12 protein-coding genes are annotated in these 17389 nt (G+C 50.0%); 9 read left to right on the forward strand and 3 right to left on the reverse strand.

From position 1 onward, the window contains the following. Positions 1-92: 92 nt before the first annotated feature. The 3 genes from WC659_02735 to WC659_02745 form a co-directional block, all read right to left on the reverse strand. Positions 93-1919, reverse strand: a complete 1827-nt coding sequence (locus WC659_02735) for an ABC transporter substrate-binding protein (protein ID MFA4872827.1) — start codon at positions 1917-1919, stop codon at positions 93-95. Between the two features lie 29 nt (positions 1920-1948). Continuing rightward, positions 1949-2176 carry a preprotein translocase subunit SecG gene (secG, locus tag WC659_02740; GenBank protein MFA4872828.1) on the reverse strand — a complete coding sequence of 76 codons (228 nt, stop codon included), beginning with the start codon at positions 2174-2176 and terminating at the stop codon, positions 1949-1951. Between the two features lie 206 nt (positions 2177-2382). Further along, positions 2383-4860 carry an excinuclease ABC subunit UvrC gene (locus WC659_02745; GenBank protein ID MFA4872829.1) on the reverse strand — a complete coding sequence of 826 codons (2478 nt, stop codon included), beginning with the start codon at positions 4858-4860 and terminating at the stop codon, positions 2383-2385. A 263-nt stretch (positions 4861-5123) separates the two neighbouring features. Between WC659_02745 and WC659_02750 the strand changes: the two genes are divergently transcribed. The 9 genes from WC659_02750 (at position 5124) to WC659_02790 (ending at position 17388) form a co-directional block, all read left to right on the forward strand. Beyond that, positions 5124-5576: a CBS domain-containing protein gene (locus WC659_02750; GenBank protein MFA4872830.1), complete on the forward strand. Its 453-nt coding sequence runs from the start codon at positions 5124-5126 to the stop codon at positions 5574-5576. Positions 5577-5871: 295 nt separating this feature from the next. Beyond that, complete coding sequence (gene uvrA, locus WC659_02755; GenBank protein MFA4872831.1) at positions 5872-8964, forward strand: excinuclease ABC subunit UvrA; 3093 nt, start codon at positions 5872-5874, stop codon at positions 8962-8964. Between the two features lie 315 nt (positions 8965-9279). Further along, a complete protein-coding gene (locus tag WC659_02760; protein ID MFA4872832.1) occupies positions 9280-9489 on the forward strand; it encodes a hypothetical protein in 210 nt (69 codons plus the stop codon). A gap of 9 nt (positions 9490-9498) precedes the next feature. Continuing rightward, on the forward strand, positions 9499-9936 hold the full coding sequence (locus WC659_02765; GenBank protein MFA4872833.1) for a hypothetical protein: 438 nt from the start codon (positions 9499-9501) through the stop codon (positions 9934-9936). A 196-nt stretch (positions 9937-10132) separates the two neighbouring features. Further along, positions 10133-10354 carry a hypothetical protein gene (locus tag WC659_02770; GenBank protein MFA4872834.1) on the forward strand — a complete coding sequence of 74 codons (222 nt, stop codon included), beginning with the start codon at positions 10133-10135 and terminating at the stop codon, positions 10352-10354. A 645-nt stretch (positions 10355-10999) separates the two neighbouring features. Then, positions 11000-12742 carry a DUF2339 domain-containing protein gene (locus WC659_02775; protein ID MFA4872835.1) on the forward strand — a complete coding sequence of 581 codons (1743 nt, stop codon included), beginning with the start codon at positions 11000-11002 and terminating at the stop codon, positions 12740-12742. 11 nt (positions 12743-12753) lie between these two features. Then, a complete protein-coding gene (locus WC659_02780; GenBank protein MFA4872836.1) occupies positions 12754-13926 on the forward strand; it encodes a thrombospondin type 3 repeat-containing protein in 1173 nt (390 codons plus the stop codon). A 257-nt stretch (positions 13927-14183) separates the two neighbouring features. After that, entirely contained in the window at positions 14184-14678 is a 495-nt protein-coding gene (locus tag WC659_02785) for an NYN domain-containing protein (protein ID MFA4872837.1), read from the forward strand. Positions 14679-14883: 205 nt separating this feature from the next. After that, a complete protein-coding gene (locus WC659_02790; GenBank protein MFA4872838.1) occupies positions 14884-17388 on the forward strand; it encodes a DEAD/DEAH box helicase family protein in 2505 nt (834 codons plus the stop codon). Position 17389: the final 1 nt, after the last annotated feature.

Raw genomic sequence — 17389 nt, forward strand, 5'->3', positions numbered from 1 at the left:
TTTGGAAAAAATATCTGCGTAAATCCGCGTGAAGGCCAAGCGTGACGATCGGCGTTTATCCGCGGTTAGCGCCGACCGAGGGGAGGCCTAACTTATCTCAATTTCCACTGCGTCTCCACATACCATTCGTTGATATGGGAGAAGCGGTCTGAAGGAGTGGTGAGTCCTTGCAGGGAAATTCCCTGCACTTTTCTATCGACGAGATAGGAATAATAGGGAGTGAGGAGGAAGATCGCAGGGCGTTCCTGGATAAGGAGCTGCTGAAATGCCGCGTAGCTCTCGTCCCTCATTTTGAGATCTGTGGTTTTGCGCGCCTCCTCGAGTAGCTTATCGGCATCGCGGTTGGAAAAGTCTGAAAGGTTCAAGCCCCTCTCGCCGATCCCGGAGGAGTGCCAGAAGGGATAAGGATCAGGATCAATGCCGGTGGTCTCTCCGATGAGTAGCGCCTGATAGGCGCGCGGCCGGATAATATCCTGCGTGAGCCGCGCGGGATCGACGATCTCAAGATTAGTGCCTACGCCGATGCCTTGCCACTGCTTTTGGATTATTTCCGCCATGCGATACAACTCCGGTACGTTGAGAGTGGTGAGTCTGATTTGGAGATCTTGTTTTAGGGTCGCATGGTGCCGTATACTCCCTCCTTCTGGCAGGGTCCAGCCATTCGCTTCGAGCGCCGCGATTGCGCGCGGGGCATCAAAGGGCGTGGAGGTTGCATTCGCGCGGTAGCCAATGGCGCCGGGAAGCAGGGGGCCGTTGATTAACTCGCCTTGGCCTTGCAGCGCGTCAGCGAGAAGTTGTGAGCGGTCTATGGCAAGAGAGAGCGCTTCTCGCACCGCGCGAGTCGCGAGGATGTCGTTTTCTTTGGTGTTAAAGAATATAGCGGTATATTGAGGGATTTGCAGGCGATGTTGCGCGAGGCTGCTTCTTACAGTGTGCATGTTCTCAAGCGATTCCCGCGAGATGAGTGCGAGCCCGTCGATGATTTTATTTTTTAATGCATTCACCGCGTCTGTGGTTTCTGAATAAAATTTTATGGTCAAGGAAGTAATATACGGTGTATGCGGCACTCCTTGCGTGCGCGGGAGGAAAGTATATGAGCGTATCGCGCCGCCGGGGTCTTTGCTCAGCGATTGGAACTGGTAAGGGCCCACGCTTATCGGTTTGGTATTGAGCTCGGTGAGGAGCGCATGCTTTGGTTCGATATTTGCCCACAGGTGGGAGGGGAGCAGCCCGAGGGTGAGATTTTCAATGAAAGGGGCGGAAGGGTCTTTGAGCGTGAGACGCGCGGTGTGGCTGCCTATAGTTTCGACCGTGACTTCCTTAAAATTCTGCTGCAGAGGGCTGTGGTACTCGGGATTCTGGATCGCCTCGAGGGTAAATTTAATATCTTCGCTCGTGACCGGCTCCCCGTCTGACCACGTGAGGTGTTCGCGTAGGGTAATGGTGTAGGTCTTCGCGTCCTCGGATACCTCTACTTTTTCTGCGAGATCCGGCTCCGGGATCCCGTGAGCGCCGAAACGGACAATCCCTGCAAAGAGCAGTTTAGTGAGGTCGCGATCCACTTCATTCGACCCTGCATAGAGGGGATTGAGGTACTGGGGCGAACCTACGATCCCTTCGGTGTAGGCGCCGCCCACCGCGGGGATGCGGGTAAATACTCTCTGCCAGAGCTGGACTGACATCCACGCGCCCGAGGCAAGGGCGATGAGGAAGAGCATCGCAAATTGCTTCCGTTCTTGGGCGTTAAGGACGCGAAAAAAATAAGTGAATTGCTTGAGGGAAGGAACACGGCGTCCGGAGAGCTGCTGGATAAGCATGTGATCAATCGTCGCGCTGGTATGCTGGCGCAACGACCCCAAGACTCGGCGCACGCCAGAGGCAAGAGCAGTTCCTACCCGTCGTAGGTAATTGCGTTTCATTCTTAGAGAATTGATTATTGGAGAGAGACTTAGACGTTGGCTTCGATGAGGATCCTGACAATCCCCACTATGAAGAAGAGGACCGCGGTCACCACGGTGGCGATGAAGATGAATTTTTCCGCGCCGCGCCGTACGCCGTACACCTCGCCTGATCCGCCAAACGCCATGCCCATGCCGCTTCCGCGCTGCTGGAGCAATACCTCAATGATAAGGAGGACCGCCAATATGGCCTGCACAATACTGAGCGTATTGTTCATAACAACAAGAGGAGTATAACACGCACACGTTTAGGCGCCGTAAAAAAATAACATATCCAACCTATTGACATTATAGTTCCGGAAAACAAGGCCAAACCTTGTAGTTAAAAGAAATGTTATTTTTTAAGCGCCCTTAAGGAAGTGCGTGAATATCACACTAAATAGAAGATTCTGAATAACGAGAGAATTGTGACATATCTACCCTATCACAAAACACCCCAATGCGTCAAATGCTTGATGAGGATGAACGCCTTGCGGCTGCCGATTAGGGCGCTTAATTCTTCGCGGGAAACGCGCCGCAGGGCTTCCACCGATCCATAGGTGGTAAGGAGCAGTTGTCTGGTTTTGGGGCCGATGCTTGGGAGCGCGTCAAGGCGCGAGAGAGTGAGCTGTTTCGCATGGCGGCTGCGGTAGTGAGTGATAGCGAAACGGTGCGCTTCATCGCGCACGCGGTCAAGGAGGAGGAGCGCGGGGCTGGAGGGAGGTAGTTTAATGATCGTTCGGATTTCTCGTTGCAAAACACGCCAGTCGTTCGGACTGCCCGCAGAAAAAGACGCGGTTGACTTCCCCAGCGAGGAAGTCACCGCTCGGCTCTCGGCTTCGCTCGCCCCGCCCGGCGGGGCGCCATGCCCGCGAAGCCTCCGAGACGCTTTTTCTTTCGGGCGATCCTCACTGAAGGAGTTGAGTGTGGATGGTTTTGTAACGGTAATCCTCTCTCTCGTGAGTGTAAAAATTGTCTCACCCGCGCGCGGTTTTCTTCCTCGCCCCTTTGCAAGGGAGAGGAGAGGGATGTCGAGCGCATATTCGGCAAGCACCGCGTGCGTTGCATTGAGTTGGGGCACGCCGCCGTCAATGACAATAAGGTCGGGCAACGGCCATTGGTCAGTTTGTCGGTTTGTCGGTTTGTCAGTTGCCAGTTTGTGAGTGGATGAGTGTCTGCGTAAATCCGCACTTGATCCGCGTTGACTTGCCTGCGCAGGCGGGTCTGCGACACTATGGGAGAGGCGGCGGCGGAGGACTTCGGCAAGCATCGCAGGATCATTGCTTCCTGTGACTGTTTTGATGACGAACCGCCGGTAGGCGGAAGGGTGGAGGACGCCCTGCGCGAGCACGGTCATGGCGCCGACCGCATACGATCCTTGGATATTGGAAATGTCATAGGCTTCAATGCGCGCGGGGGGGAGAGGAAGATGCAGAAGATTTTGGAGCGTCTCAAGGCTCTCGCGCGCCTGCGCAGACGCGCGCGCTTCGATGCCGCCGCGGCGCATCAGTTCTTGGCGCGCATTTTCCTGACCCATCAAGATAAGCTTTTTCTTTTTGCCGCGTTTGGGGACTGCCACCATAATGCGCCCGGGGAGCGGCGAGAGAAGAGGAAGCGCGGTGTATACTTGCGGCGGAATGTCGCCAGTGCGGGCATAGTAGAGGCTGATAAACGCTTCGAGCGCTTCCTGTTCATTGGCGCCTTCTGCGTGGGCAAGGGGGAATAGGAGCCGTTCAGTGAGCGCGCCGTCACGGATTTTAAAAAGGTTTACCATGAAATGCGCGCCCTCGCGCGCCGCGCTCATGATGTCATAGGATTCCCTTTTTACGCTCACGATGGATTGGCGGGCGGTGATGGCACGCAGCGCGGCGATTTGGTCCCGCAGTTTTGCCGCAGATTCATATCGTCGCTCATCCGACTCCCTCTGCATCTGACTTTTGAGTTGCGCAATAAGCGTGCCGTAATGCCCGCGGAAGAAGGGGAGCATGCGGCGGATGATGCGCGTGTAGTGGGCAGGGCTCACGATGCCGACGCAGGCGCCGGGGCAGCGGCCGAGGTGGTAATTGAAACAAGGGCGAGAAGGGGGATGTGGTGAAGGCAGAGCACGATCGTTCGCGGCCACACGATTTTCTTGCTGCGGAACTCGATAGTCCGCTCGGGCTATTCTTGGTGAAACACGCCAGTCGTTCGGACTGCCCGCAGAAAAAGACGCGGTTGACTTCCCCAGCAAGGAAGTCACCGCTCGGCTCTCGGCTTCGCTCGCCCCGCCCGGCGGGGCGCCATGCCCGCGAAGCCTCCGAGACGCTTTTTCTTTCGGGCGATCCTCACTGAAGGAGTTGAGTGTGGAGGGTTTCATGAGAATATCCCTAGCTGAGGGAAAAGTATTTCGTCCGCCTATGCGAGAAGGGGAAGAGAAGGAAGAGGGTGGTTCGGTGCAGTACGGGAAGATGCGTTTGGCGAGGCGGAGCGCGGTGTAGGCGTGGCGCGCGGAAGTGTAGGGGCCGAAGAGAATGGAGTGCGAGCGCTTGGGGAGCAAGGGGCGGCGCACGGTAGAGACGTCAGCCCACGCGCGGTCGAAATCGAATTTTATATAGACGTAGGATTTATCGTCCGCGAGTATGATGTTATAGGGCGGATGGTGGCGTTTGATGAGTTCTGCTTCAAGAAGCAGCGCTTCGGTTTCATTGGACACGAGTATCGTTTCGAGAGAGGCGATGCTGTTCACCATGAGCTGCTTTTGGGGAGAAAGTTTAAGCGAGGGGGCGACGGTCTTTTTTGTCACGCGGAAATAGGAGCGGACGCGGCTGAGTAACCGTTTCGCCTTGCCGATATAGAGAATATTCCCCTTCCCATCTCGGAAAAGATATACCCCCGGGCGAGGGGGTAGGGTGCGCAATTGGTCAAGGAGGCTCTTTGGTGGCATACTTACCTTATAACGCGTTTCAATCTTCCGCGTGCTTCTGCGTAATAATCAGCGTTCTTCCGCTTCTAATCTTCATAGAAGCAGACCCACCTGCCAGCGCCTTTGATTATGAGCACACTGTAGTATGATTATAGGTTTAGCGTCACGGTCGCATCTCATATCAGGGGATAGGCCATGGCGGGCAGGTATACGCAGAAAGTTAGGCAGATTTACGCAGATATTGAATTACGAATCATAGTGTAACCATTTAACTTTAACGCCTTATGGACATTAAAACAATCATGACCAAAAATGTAATTTCCTGTAATCTCGAAACCACGGTGGCGGAGATTGCGCGCTTGCTTTTTGACCACAACCTCACGGGGATGCCAGTGGTGGATAAGGCCGGGAAAGTGGTCGGTATTGTGACAGAGTATGACCTCATGAGCAAGAATATGGGGGTGCATATCCCCACCTATATGAGGCTTCTTGAATCGTTGGGGCAGAGCGAGGTGGGCACGAGGATTCGGGACGAGCTTGAAGCGATCTTGCGCACGACTGCGCGGGAGATTATGACTGACAAGGCAGTCACGGTGCGTCCTGACAGCACGGTCGAGAGCGCGGCGCTTATTTTCAGTGAACAGCGGATCAATCCATTGCCGGTGGTGGATAAGGCAGGCACGCTCGTGGGTATTGTCTCGCGTGCGGATATCGTAAAATTATTTAAGAAGAAGTGATCGGACTCTAGGGTATTGTAATCTCTAGGCAGGCGGTGTATACTGCCTGCCGTTTGTTATCCCTTCATTTATTCATGGGCCAGGAGTTACTATAGTTGAAACACACAACACATAACCCTCGTAAGTGCTCATGTAAAAATTTTCAATTCTCAATTTCTCCCCCTACGGGGGATCTCCCGAAGGGGGACAATTTTCAATCAATATCTCAATGTCATAATTTTCAAACATTGAAACATTGATGCATTGTAAATTATTTGAAAATTGATGCTTGAAAATTAAAAATTATCAATTTGTTATGGACGCTATTGTCATAAAAGGCGCGCGGGTGCACAATCTCAAAAACATGGACGTGGAGATTCCGCGCGACAAGTTCGTGGTGCTCACCGGCATCTCCGGTTCGGGCAAATCTTCACTTGCGTTCGACACCATTTACGCGGAAGGGCAGCGCCGGTACGTGGAGTCGCTCTCTGCGTACGCGCGCCAGTTCCTTGGACTCATGGACAAACCTGACGTGGACGACATCAGGGGCTTATCACCTGCCATTTCCATTGACCAGAAATCCGTGTCCCATAATCCGCGCTCGACCGTGGGCACGGTCACGGAAATTTATGATTATCTCCGGCTCCTCTGGGCGCGCGTGGGGCACCCGCATTGCCCGCAATGCGGCAGGGAGGTGGTGCGCCAATCCGTGGATCAGATCATCAGCCAGCTCCTGAAAAGCCCGGAAGGCGCGGCGTGCGCCATATTCGGCCCGGTGGTGCGCGACAAAAAAGGCGAGCACAAAAACGTGCTCAGAGAAATCGCGCGGGCGGGATTCGCGCGCGTGCGCATGGACGGCGCCCTTATGACCTCTGAAGAAGCGCTGGACGCGGCGATCGACAAGCAGCGCAAACATACGCTCGAGGCGCTCGTGGATGAGATACCAGTCACGCGGACCCTGCGGGAAGAGCAGGAGCGCGGCGCGCAGACACAAAGCGCGCGTGCGCGCAACGCTGCCGCGTCATTCACCGCGAAGATCAACCTCTACCAGAAGCAGAAAAAGGACATAGCCTCGATGAGCGAGGGGGGAGAGCGCTCGCGCCTTGCCCAGTCTCTGGAAACGGCGCTTGATCTCGGGGACGGTTTCGTGACCGTGGAGGTGCGTCGCGGCGAGACATCGGAATCGCTGGTATTCTCCGAGCATTTTGCCTGCCCTGTCTGCGGCGTGAGCCTGCCTGACCTTGAGCCAAGGCTTTTTTCATTCAATTCTCCGCATGGCGCGTGCCCCGGGTGCACGGGCTTGGGCACCAAGCTTGAGGTTGATGCAGAGCTCGTCATTCCCAATCCAGGGCTTACCATCGCGCAGGGCGCGATCCGCCCATGGTCGCGCACAGGCACCAACGCCCCGTGGTACATGAGGATCGTGGAAGGGGTGGCCCATGTGCACGGTTTTTCCGTCCACACGCCCATTAAAAATCTCACGAAGAATCAATACGACCTCTTGCTCCTCGGCACAGGCGACCGCACGTACAAAATCGATTATGAGAGTGATTCGTTTACCGGAGATTACCAGACTCATTTTGAAGGAGTGATTCCCAACCTTGAGCGCCGCTACCGCGAGACTGAATCCGACTATATCCGCGCCGAGATCGAGCGCTATATGCGGGTGCTGCCCTGCCCCGTCTGCGCGGGCAAGCGGCTGAAATCTGCCGCGCTCGCCGTTACGGTGCGCGGAAAATCAATTTATGATGTCACCTCCCTGACTATCGAACAGGCGCTTGCCTTTTTCTCAAGCCTCAAAGGTGAGGCTGCGCCTGCCGCACACAGTGCGCGCCGCGCGGCCGTCTTAGATTCTCACAACGACATTCCAAATTTTCCGCGCCCATCAGCGTCCGGTCAGCGTGAGTCCGCGACAGACGCCGCGTTAACGGAGCGGGAGCGCACGATCAGCAGCCAGATCCTGAAAGAGATTTTAGAGCGGCTGAAATTCCTCCTCAATGTGGGGCTCACCTATCTCACGCTCGACCGGTCCGCGTCCACGTTATCGGGCGGCGAGTCGCAGCGGATTCGCCTTGCCACGCAGATCGGCTCCCAGCTCTCGGGCGTCATCTACATTTTGGACGAGCCGTCGATAGGCCTCCACCAGCGCGATAACGCAAAGCTCATCAAGACGCTCAAAAGCTTACGCGATTTAGGGAATACGGTTCTCGTGGTGGAGCACGATGAGGAAACCATCAGGTCCGCGGACTATGTGATCGACATCGGGCCTGGCGCAGGCGCCCATGGCGGCCACGTCGTGGCTCAGGGCACCCCTCTTCAGGTCGCGCGCCATTCCACTTCGCTCACCGGCGCTTACCTTTCGGGGAAGAAGATGATTGATCTGCCTCATGAGTACCGCCGCGGCAACGGCAAGTACCTGGTCGTGAAAGGCGCGCGCGCGTTTAATTTAAAAAATATCAATGTCACCGTGCCTTTGGGGAAACTGGTGTGCATTACCGGCGTGTCCGGCTCCGGCAAATCCACGCTCATGACGGAAATCCTGGCGAAATCCCTGCTGCAGCAGTTTTGGGGCGCGCGCGAACAGCCTGCGGCGCATGACGCGGTGCTGGGCACGGAATTTCTGGACAAAGTGATTGTCATCGACCAGTCTCCCATCGGCCGGACGCCGCGTTCGAATCCCGCGACCTACACCGGCGTCTTTACACCCATCCGCGAGCTGTTTACGCAGGTGCCGGAAGCGCGCATGCGCGGCTACCGGCCGGGCAGGTTCAGCTTTAATGTGCGCGGCGGGCGGTGCGAAGCGTGCCAGGGCGACGGGCTCGTGCGGATTGAGATGCATTTTTTGCCGGACGTGTACGTGGAGTGCGAAGAGTGCGGGGGCAAGCGCTACAACCGCGAGGCGCTCGAGATCCATTACCGCGGCAGGACCATCGCGGACGTGCTTGCCATGACCGTGGAGGAAGCCGAGAATTTTTTCCACGACATTCCGCCCATCCGCGAGAAGCTCACCACACTCACGAGCGTGGGCCTCGGCTACATTACGCTCGGCCAGTCGGCGACGACCTTGTCAGGCGGCGAGGCGCAGCGCATCAAGCTGTCCTCCGAGCTTTCACGGCGCTCCACGGGCAAGACCCTCTATATCCTTGATGAGCCGACGACAGGTTTGCATTTTGAAGACGTGAAAAGGCTCTTAGGTGTTTTGCAGAAGCTCGTGGATCGCGGCAATACGGTCCTCGTGATTGAGCACAATCTCGATGTCATCAAGAGCGCGGATTGGATTATTGATCTGGGGCCGGAAGGCGGGGATGCAGGCGGCCGCATCGTGGCGGAAGGAACGCCCAAAGAAGTGGCAAAGATCAAGACAAGCTTTACGGGCCAGTATTTGAAGAAAATGTTCATGAAGGAGTAAAAAGCGACGTTTTTCATTTTTTCTGCGTAAGTCAGCGGTGACGTCTCCGCCAGAGGCGGATCCGCCTATGGCGTGAAGCGTAAGTCAGCGGTTAGTGCTAGAGGATGACTTGTCAGTTTTTTTAGGCGGGTTTACACTTACCACCAGATGGCCCGTCCTCTCCACAATTTAGGTAATAGGTTATCGCAGATCATTTCCCCTGCGCCGGCTTTTGAGTCTTTCCTCGTCCGCCGGTTTTTGTTGCTTTAAGCATTCTCCTGCTTTTCTGGTTTTTCTCAGCTCACTCAACAGATTTTTGAGAAAGTCGTCCAGAGCATGCATTATCCATCAAAGATAGAGAAAAGTATTACCATTCCGATCAATGCGGCCATCAAACTCCTAGAGCGGGGGCAGGTGAGCTTAGCTGGCACCGTTCTTAAGACGCTCGTTGCATACCTTAACGTCCTCGCCGATAAGCATCTTATTCCTCAACAAGATGCCATTAATTTTATCCAAACCATCGAGCAGATAAGGAGCTCGTTGTAATTCCAAATTATGAATAAAAATTTTATAAAAATATTATTAGGGCTTTCTCTGTGCGGTTGTGTTGCGGGTTATATTTTGTGGTTTCCAGAGAAATTCGGAGTTTGTGCTCCTCAGGATCGATTTAGTTGTATTTATCCTCTGAGCGAACGTATTGGACAACCTCTCTTAATACTTATGTCAGGTTTGAGTATCGTTTCCTTCATATTATTATTTCTTCCAATTGTAATTTATCCCGTCTGGAAGAAATTTGTTTTTATCATTTCTCCTTTGGTATTATTATGGGTTATTTTTACCCCAGTGCAATGTAGCGGATTATTGGGAGCGTGTTTTGATAAAAAGCTTACGTCACTGGTGTCTACCGTAATATTCATAATTGGTAGCCTAACTGTATTTATAATTAAGTACATCTCTATCATCCGTGAGAAAAGAAGGGACATGGATGTATAAATAGAAGACATAATTTAAAAATACTGCCCTATTAAAAAGGCAGTGGAGCAAATACCCCCGCTTCCCACCCCACCGCAGCCATTGCCGCTAAGGTCAAATAAGCATTCATCGCCACCATCAATAGTATAATAAGCCAATGACAACATTAACAAAGAATAGTCTATATTCAATAATAGTTATTTTACTTGCACTAGACATGCTGTTTTGGTATGGAGCTAAAAGAGATATTGAATTTATTACCGATCTAAAAGTTATAATTTTCTTCATCGCGTTTATAGGATTTGCTTTTTCGTACTACCTCTTATATAAAACGGACATCAAACACAAGGCAGTTTTGAACATTGTCATCACTATCGGCGTGCTCATCAATTTAAGATTCATTTTCCTCTGGTATATGCTTAAAGATTTTGGATTTTAATAGTAGTTATTTTCAAAGATATCTCCGGAATAATTTGTGTAATATGAAATATATATCATTGTATTTTTTGATCATCATCTTTTTTGCTTTGCATGGAGTCTTTAATGTGGTAAACAAAAACAATATCTCTGAAACACGCCCTTTGTCTTGGTTGTTGATATTTTTAAGTTTTCTGGGATTTATCTGGGTAGTATACTACACTAAAAAGAATACCCTTCGGTTTAAATATATACCCTATATACTTTCTACTGTTGGTATCTTGCTCGCATTTGCACAAGTTATTTTCTGGTACCTATTTAAAGACTTTGGGTTTTAAATACAGCGAGGTTGATACTATGGTGATTAAAAGGAAACAGTTATATTTCATATTAATCGTCTTACCTGTTTTAGATGTAATTTATTGGTATGGGGATTTTCAGAATATCGAATTTATTACTGATTTATCAATTTTTTGGTTCCTCACTGCGTTCATAGGTTTTGCTTTTTCGTACTATCTATTATATAAGACGGACATCAAACATAAGGCGATTTTAAACATCGTGATTACCATCGGTTTGGTAATCAATTTCAGTCTCATTTCCCTCTGGTACATGTTTAAAGATTTTGGGTTTTAATGGGTAGTGCATTTATTTAAATAAAAATCATATGGGAGTTTTTCTTTTTATCTGTGGAATGATTGTGTTGATCGTACTGCTCGACTTACGTAGACGGGTAAGGAAGCTGGAGGCGCTGACTCGGCAGTGGGGTGCATCGCCTATTGCCTCACAGCCGCCGACTGCGGTTACAACGCAGGTAAGTCCTATGTCACCGACCACCGGTGCGCCTAGCCCTGCAGTGCGGCCGGCGCTGTCCGCAGAACCGTCTTCTGATTTGCTGCACAAATTTGCGGTTTGGCTCAAAGACGACTGGCTGCTAAAACTGGGCGCGTTCCTTATTCTCATCGGTTTCGGATGGCTCGTGACGTACGCATTCCTCCATGATTGGATAGGGCCGATGGGACGCATCACTCTCGGCATGGTTGCAGGGACCCTGATTCTTATGTTTGGCTGGTGGCGCATCCGTACATTTCTCCACCAAGGCAGTGTGTTTCTGGTGCTGGGATCCACGACGATATTGGTCACCCTCTTTGCCGCGCGCGAGGTCTACGATTTTTTCACACCCTTCACCGTCCTTGCGGTCATGTTTTTAAGCACTGCATTCGTGGCAATGGCTAGCGTGCGGTTCCGCACACCCGCGCTTTCGCTCTTAAGCCTTGCGCTCGCCGGCGTCGCGCCTCTCCTTACCCGCATGCCGAAGCCGGACTATCCCGCGCTTTTCCTCTATCTCCTCGTGGTCGTGCTGGGAGCGCTCTGGATTGTGGTACTCACCCGTCGGCGCGAGCTCACGACAGCGGCACTCGTCCTTATCACTTTTTATAGCATGCCGCACTTTCTCGCGTCAGCGTCCTTGCCTGATCAGGACGTGCTGTTGATTTTTGCATACGCCTTTGCCGCCGTATTTTTCATTGCCAATACGCTCGGCGTTCTCAAGTCGCAGGAGCAGGGCATCGAGGTCGACCTAGTGACTGCCGCGGGCAGCGGCATGCTCCTGCTTGCTTGGATTGTGCATGCCGCGCAGGACGAGTGGAAGAGCCTTATCATTGCCGCGTGGATGATCGTGTATACTGTGGGGGCATTCGCCATATTCAGGATTACCCGGCGGCGACAGCCGATGTATGTCTATGCGTGCGTGGCGATTGTTATGCTTGCCGCCGCGACTGCGGTAGAGCTCGAGGGCGCTGCGCTGATGATTACCTATACGGTAGAGTGCAGTATTATTTCATTGCTCGCCTACCTAATTCTCCGCGATCTTTCCATTGCGGAGCGTTTAAGCTGCCTCCTCATTGGACCTGCTCTTTTCTCCTACAAGAACATTTTTTCGCGCGCGTGGAAGACCGGCGTGATCCATGAGGATTTTTTTGTGCTTCTTGTGCTCGCCATGGCGCTTTCGTTCCTCGGCAGTTTTTTCTGGTTGAAGGGGCGAGAAAGAGGCGCAGGCCATATTTCGGATTATAATCTTATTCTGCTCGTGGCAGGATCCGCCTACGCCTACCTTCTCATGTGGCGTTCCTTCCATGCCGTGCTCGCTGATGGAGATGTGGCCTCGATGATTGCGCTGGTTGGCTATACGATTATCGGCTTGTCCGTTTATATTTACGGGCGCACGCATGAGGTGAAGATACCGCGCATCTACGGCGCCGTGCTATTGGGAATCGTGGTGGGTAGATTGCTCATCGTAGAGGTATGGAGCATGGAGCTAACGGGAAGGATCATCACCTTCTTTCTCGTGGGCGCCTTGCTCGTTAGCACCGCGTTTTTAGGGAGAAAGAAAGCTTCTCCTACCACTTAACCACTATGCGTATGCGTAAATTTTTAAATGTCACCATTTTCCTTATAAGCCTCTGTGCCGTCGGCGTATCTGCGCAACAGGCTTCCAACCGTGCGCGCACGGAGCTCATGAACGCGTATCGCCAATATAAGGAGGTCAATAATCTCGTGTTGTCTGTGCCCACGGTCGTGGAAGTGTCATTTGCTGATCAGTACCTTGAACGCGATAATTTTGCGGTGCTTGACCAATTCGCCGGCTCATATGAGCCCTCCTACGTCAGGCAGGAGACGATTGTTGCCGAAAATTCCTTCAGCATTGCCACGGATAAAATCATTGGAGGAGCATCGCGCATGATTGACGGAGATACGCGGACCTATGCGGAATTCGCACTACCCGAGAATGCACAGGGAAGCGCGCGGATAATGCTCAAATCCTCGCAGCCGGTGGTTTCATCGGGTCTTACTCTTTTTCTTGACGATCATGTGGCTTTGCCGACTTCAGTAGGAATTCGTGCGGTCGTGAATGGCAGCGAGCGTATTGTGGTGGCGGAGCGCAGCATCAATCAGCCTACCATTGGGTTCCCGCGTACGGAGGCGCGGGACTGGATCGTCACATTTACCTTTGCGCAGCCTCTGCGTATCACGGAACTGCGTCTCATACCGGAAAATGCCGCTTCCACGAAAATATATAACCTGCGTTTTCTCGCGCAGCCTCAGCGTACATATCGTATCTACTTCGATCCCGACAGAAACGTGAATGTTCCCGTCGGCGAGACCGGAAATCTCGCGCTAAATAAGGACGTGCTTGTACTCCCCCTGTTGAGCGCGAATGCGAACCCTCTTTATCGTGCGGCAGACGTTGATGCCGATGGTGTTATTGATACGCAGGACAATTGCGTTGAGATAAGCAATCGGGACCAGCGCGACATCAACCATAACGGAAGGGGAGATGTATGTGATGACTACGACCGTGATGGGCTGATCAACAGCAAAGATAATTGTCCGGAAAACGCCAACCGCAGCCAAGCAGATACTGACGGTGATGGGAAAGGAGATGCGTGCGATGCCGAAGAGAGCAGGATTACGGAACGAAATCCATGGCTGCCATGGGCAGGGATTGTATTTGCGGCGCTTGTGGTGGCGGTCCTTCTATTCATAACGGTGCGCATGCCGACAGACGACAAGAAACCTCTTCAGAGAAAGTAGTACAGGAATTTAACAGGTGGTGCGATTCTCGAAACGGCTATTTATCTCATGAATAGCCTTTTTGGTTTGGCGTGGCGCGTGCGGGAGCCCCATGTCCATGTGGCAAAAATGCTGTAAATTTGCCACCTTTTTGCTTGATACCAGCTGCCTTTTGTGGGATCATGAAGGCAAATGAAAAATATAACATGAGCTAAAATGAGAATCTCCCATAGATCCACCAGTTGGCGGAGCAAGTATAATCTTCTATAGTTTATGATATGGTGTTAAAGGAAAATAATTTTGCCTACATTGACGCGGCAAACCTTCACAAAGGAGTTGCGAGCTTGGGCTGGCAGCTTGATTACGCAAAATTCAGGAGATGGCTATTCGAGAAATATGGCGTGCGCGCCGCGTACTTGTTTATCGGTTTAATAGCAAAATATAAAGAGCTTTATAAATCTCTGCAAGAGGCGGGGTTTACGCTGGTGTTCAAAGAAGTGGTATATGACGGAGAAGGCAAGCCCAAAGGGAATTGCGACGCTGATTTAGTATTGCAGGCGACGCGTGACGCCTTTGAAAATAAATTTGATACGGCAGTTATTGTCGCAAGCGATGGCGATTATGCGGGACTGGTTAAATTCTTGCAGGAGAAACACAAGCTGTCAGTCATACTGTCTCCCAGCAATGAGAAAAAATGCTCGATTCTTCTTAAACGGACTGGAGCAAAAATTGCCTATATTAACGATCAGCGCTCCCATTTAGAATTGGCTTAAAAAGAAAAAGCCCCCGATAGGGACGGCACCCCATAAGGGTCTTTTTCGTGGTGATGGTTGCAGTATAGCAGGCGTTTACTGAAAGTCAATAGTCCATAAGAGCCCTCTCGCCCATGTGGCCCATTTGCTGCAAATGTGCCACCTTTTTACTTGTTACTAGTTGGTTTTTATGGGATCATGAAGGTATGAAAATTAAGGCTTAATTATGCAAAAGGAAGCTAATGCACGATTAAAAATAAACGCCTTACTCCAAGAGTCCGGCTGGAGATTTTTTGATGATAAAAAAGGCAAAGCCAATATTGTCTTGGAAAATAACGCCAAAATCACAAAACAAGCCATAGATGAATTTGGCAACGATTTTGAAAAAACTAACAAAGGTTTTATTGATTTTTTACTGCTCGATGAAAAGGGTTTTCCGTTTGTCGTTTTAGAAGCAAAATCGGAAGACAAAGACCCTCTCGACGGCAAAGAACAGGCGCGCCGTTATGCCCAATCACAAAACGCCCGCTTTATTATTCTTTCAAACGGCAACCTTCATTATTTATGGGATGTAGAGCGCGGCAACCCGACAGTTATCATCACTTTCCCGACTTATGAATCCTTGAAGCATTTTGAATCTTTCAAGCCAAGTTTTGCCGCTCTTTCAGAGGAAAAAGTTGAAAGCGATTATATTGTCCAAACTCAAAATCCAAATTATCAAAAAGACCCGCGCTGGATTGATGAAACTCAAAGGCCGGATTTTATCAAAGATCAGGATTTAAAATTTTTACGGCCTTATCAGCTTTCCGCAATTTACTCCTTGCAGAGTTCGGCGAAAAAAGGCAATGATCGCTATCTTTTTGAAATGGCAACCGGCACAGGCAAAACTCTTATTGCGGGCGGAATAATCAAGCTGTTTTTGAAAAGCGGAAACGCCAAAAGAATTTTGTTTTTAGTTGATCGCTTGGAATTGGAAGATCAAGCGTGGAAAAATTTTGTTCGTTTTCTCAAAAGCGATTTTACCTGCGTAATTTACAAAGAAAACAAAGACGACTGGAGAAAAGCGGAAATTATCGTTTCCACAGTTCAAAGTTTGTCATTCAACAATAAATACAAAGAGCTTTTTTCACCGACAGATTTTGATTTGTTAATATCTGATGAAGCGCACCGTTCAATCGGCGGAAATAGCCGGGCAGTTTTTGAGTATTTTGTCGGGTATAAATTAGGGCTTACCGCCACGCCGAAAGATTATCTCAAAAATATTGACCCGCAAAAAGTCAGCGAGAAAGACCCGCGCGCTTGGGAACGCCGTCAGCTTTTGGATACTTACACGACTTTTGGCTGTCCTTCCGGCGAGCCGACTTTCCGATACAGCTTGCTTGACGGCGTAAAAGACGGCTATCTTGTTAATCCGATTGTCGCCGACGCGAGGACAGAAATCACCACCGAACTTTTATCAGAAAAAGGTTATTCCTTAATGGTAGAAAACGAGGAAGGAATTGAGGAAGAACAAACCTTTTTCCAAAAAGATTTTGAGCGGAAATTTTTCTCCGATAAAACAAATCAGATTTTTTGCAAAACATTTTTAGAAAATGCGATCAAAGACCCGATTAGCGGGGAAATTGGAAAGAGTATTATTTTCTGCGTGAGTCAAAATCACGCTTCAAAAATAACGCAAACTTTAAATCAATTTGCTACGGCTCTTTGGCCCGACAAATATAATTCCGACTTTGCCGTGCAGGTTACTTCCAATATTCCCGACTCTCAACAATTTCCTATCAATTACGCAAACAATTATCTAAACGGACAAACAAAATGGCTGGCGGGCTATAAATCAAGCAAGACAAGAGTTTGCGTAACCGTCGGCATGATGACAACTGGCTACGATTGCCAAGATGTGATGAATCTTTGCCTTATGCGACCAATTTTTTCTCCGACTGATTTTATTCAAATCAAAGGACGCGGAACGAGAAAATATACTTTCAGCTACAAAGACGCAGACAATGAGCTGATAAAAATAGAAAAAGACACTTTCAAACTTTTTGATTTCTTCGCTAACTGCGAATATTTTGAGGAAAAATACAATTACGATCAAGTTTTGAAGCTCCCGATTAAAACCGGAACGGGAACAGGCGGCGGCGAGGGCGTAGATATTGATGAAGTAAATATTTTTAATCCCGACCCGCTCAAAACTTTTTCAGAAATTGCAGTCGGCCTTGCCGGTATGAAAGTTGACTGGAAGTTTTTTGATAAATTTGAATCGGTTGTAAAAAATGATCCGGTTGTTAAACAAAAATACGAGCAGGGCGATGTCAAAGGAGCGGAAGAATATGTTAAAACCGAAATTTTTGAAAAACCGGAAGATTATTTCAATTTGGATAAATTGCGAAAATCCGTCAAAGCAGATCGTCGCATTACGCTCAAAGAATTTATTGAAAAAATCTTTGGTGGTATAAACAAATTCAAATCAAAAGACGAATTGCTTGAAGATGAATTTGAAAAGTTTGTTTCTATCCACAAACCCGAAAATGATAATCTTTTACAAATTAAAAATTTTCTAAAATGTTATGTTGCAGATCAGGAATTTAGAACAATTATTGACAATAATCAAATCCAACGGTTATACACCTACCCAAGTTTTTCCGCTAATGAACTTAATGAATTGGGTAAGTATAAAAAGATTGTACCGGAATATGTCAAAGATTATGTTTCCTTAAATACTTTTATGTAAT

It is taken from the genome of Patescibacteria group bacterium (genome assembly GCA_041645165.1).
GTDB lineage: Bacteria > Patescibacteriota > Patescibacteriia > 2-02-FULL-49-11 > 2-02-FULL-49-11 > 2-02-FULL-49-11.

Coding starts and splice junctions, on each gene's coding strand:
- WC659_02775 (MFA4872835.1), top strand. CDS start 11,000: ATGGGAGTTTTTCTTTTTATCTGTGGAATGATTGTGTTGATCGTACTG.
- secG (MFA4872828.1), bottom strand. CDS start 2,176: ATGAACAATACGCTCAGTATTGTGCAGGCCATATTGGCGGTCCTCCTT.
- WC659_02780 (MFA4872836.1), top strand. CDS start 12,754: ATGCGTAAATTTTTAAATGTCACCATTTTCCTTATAAGCCTCTGTGCC.
- WC659_02760 (MFA4872832.1), top strand. CDS start 9,280: ATGCATTATCCATCAAAGATAGAGAAAAGTATTACCATTCCGATCAAT.
- uvrA (MFA4872831.1), top strand. CDS start 5,872: ATGGACGCTATTGTCATAAAAGGCGCGCGGGTGCACAATCTCAAAAAC.
- WC659_02785 (MFA4872837.1), top strand. CDS start 14,184: ATGGTGTTAAAGGAAAATAATTTTGCCTACATTGACGCGGCAAACCTT.
- WC659_02750 (MFA4872830.1), top strand. CDS start 5,124: ATGGACATTAAAACAATCATGACCAAAAATGTAATTTCCTGTAATCTC.
- WC659_02745 (MFA4872829.1), bottom strand. CDS start 4,860: ATGCCACCAAAGAGCCTCCTTGACCAATTGCGCACCCTACCCCCTCGC.
- WC659_02765 (MFA4872833.1), top strand. CDS start 9,499: ATGAATAAAAATTTTATAAAAATATTATTAGGGCTTTCTCTGTGCGGT.
- WC659_02770 (MFA4872834.1), top strand. CDS start 10,133: ATGCTGTTTTGGTATGGAGCTAAAAGAGATATTGAATTTATTACCGAT.
- WC659_02735 (MFA4872827.1), bottom strand. CDS start 1,919: ATGAAACGCAATTACCTACGACGGGTAGGAACTGCTCTTGCCTCTGGC.
- WC659_02790 (MFA4872838.1), top strand. CDS start 14,884: ATGCAAAAGGAAGCTAATGCACGATTAAAAATAAACGCCTTACTCCAA.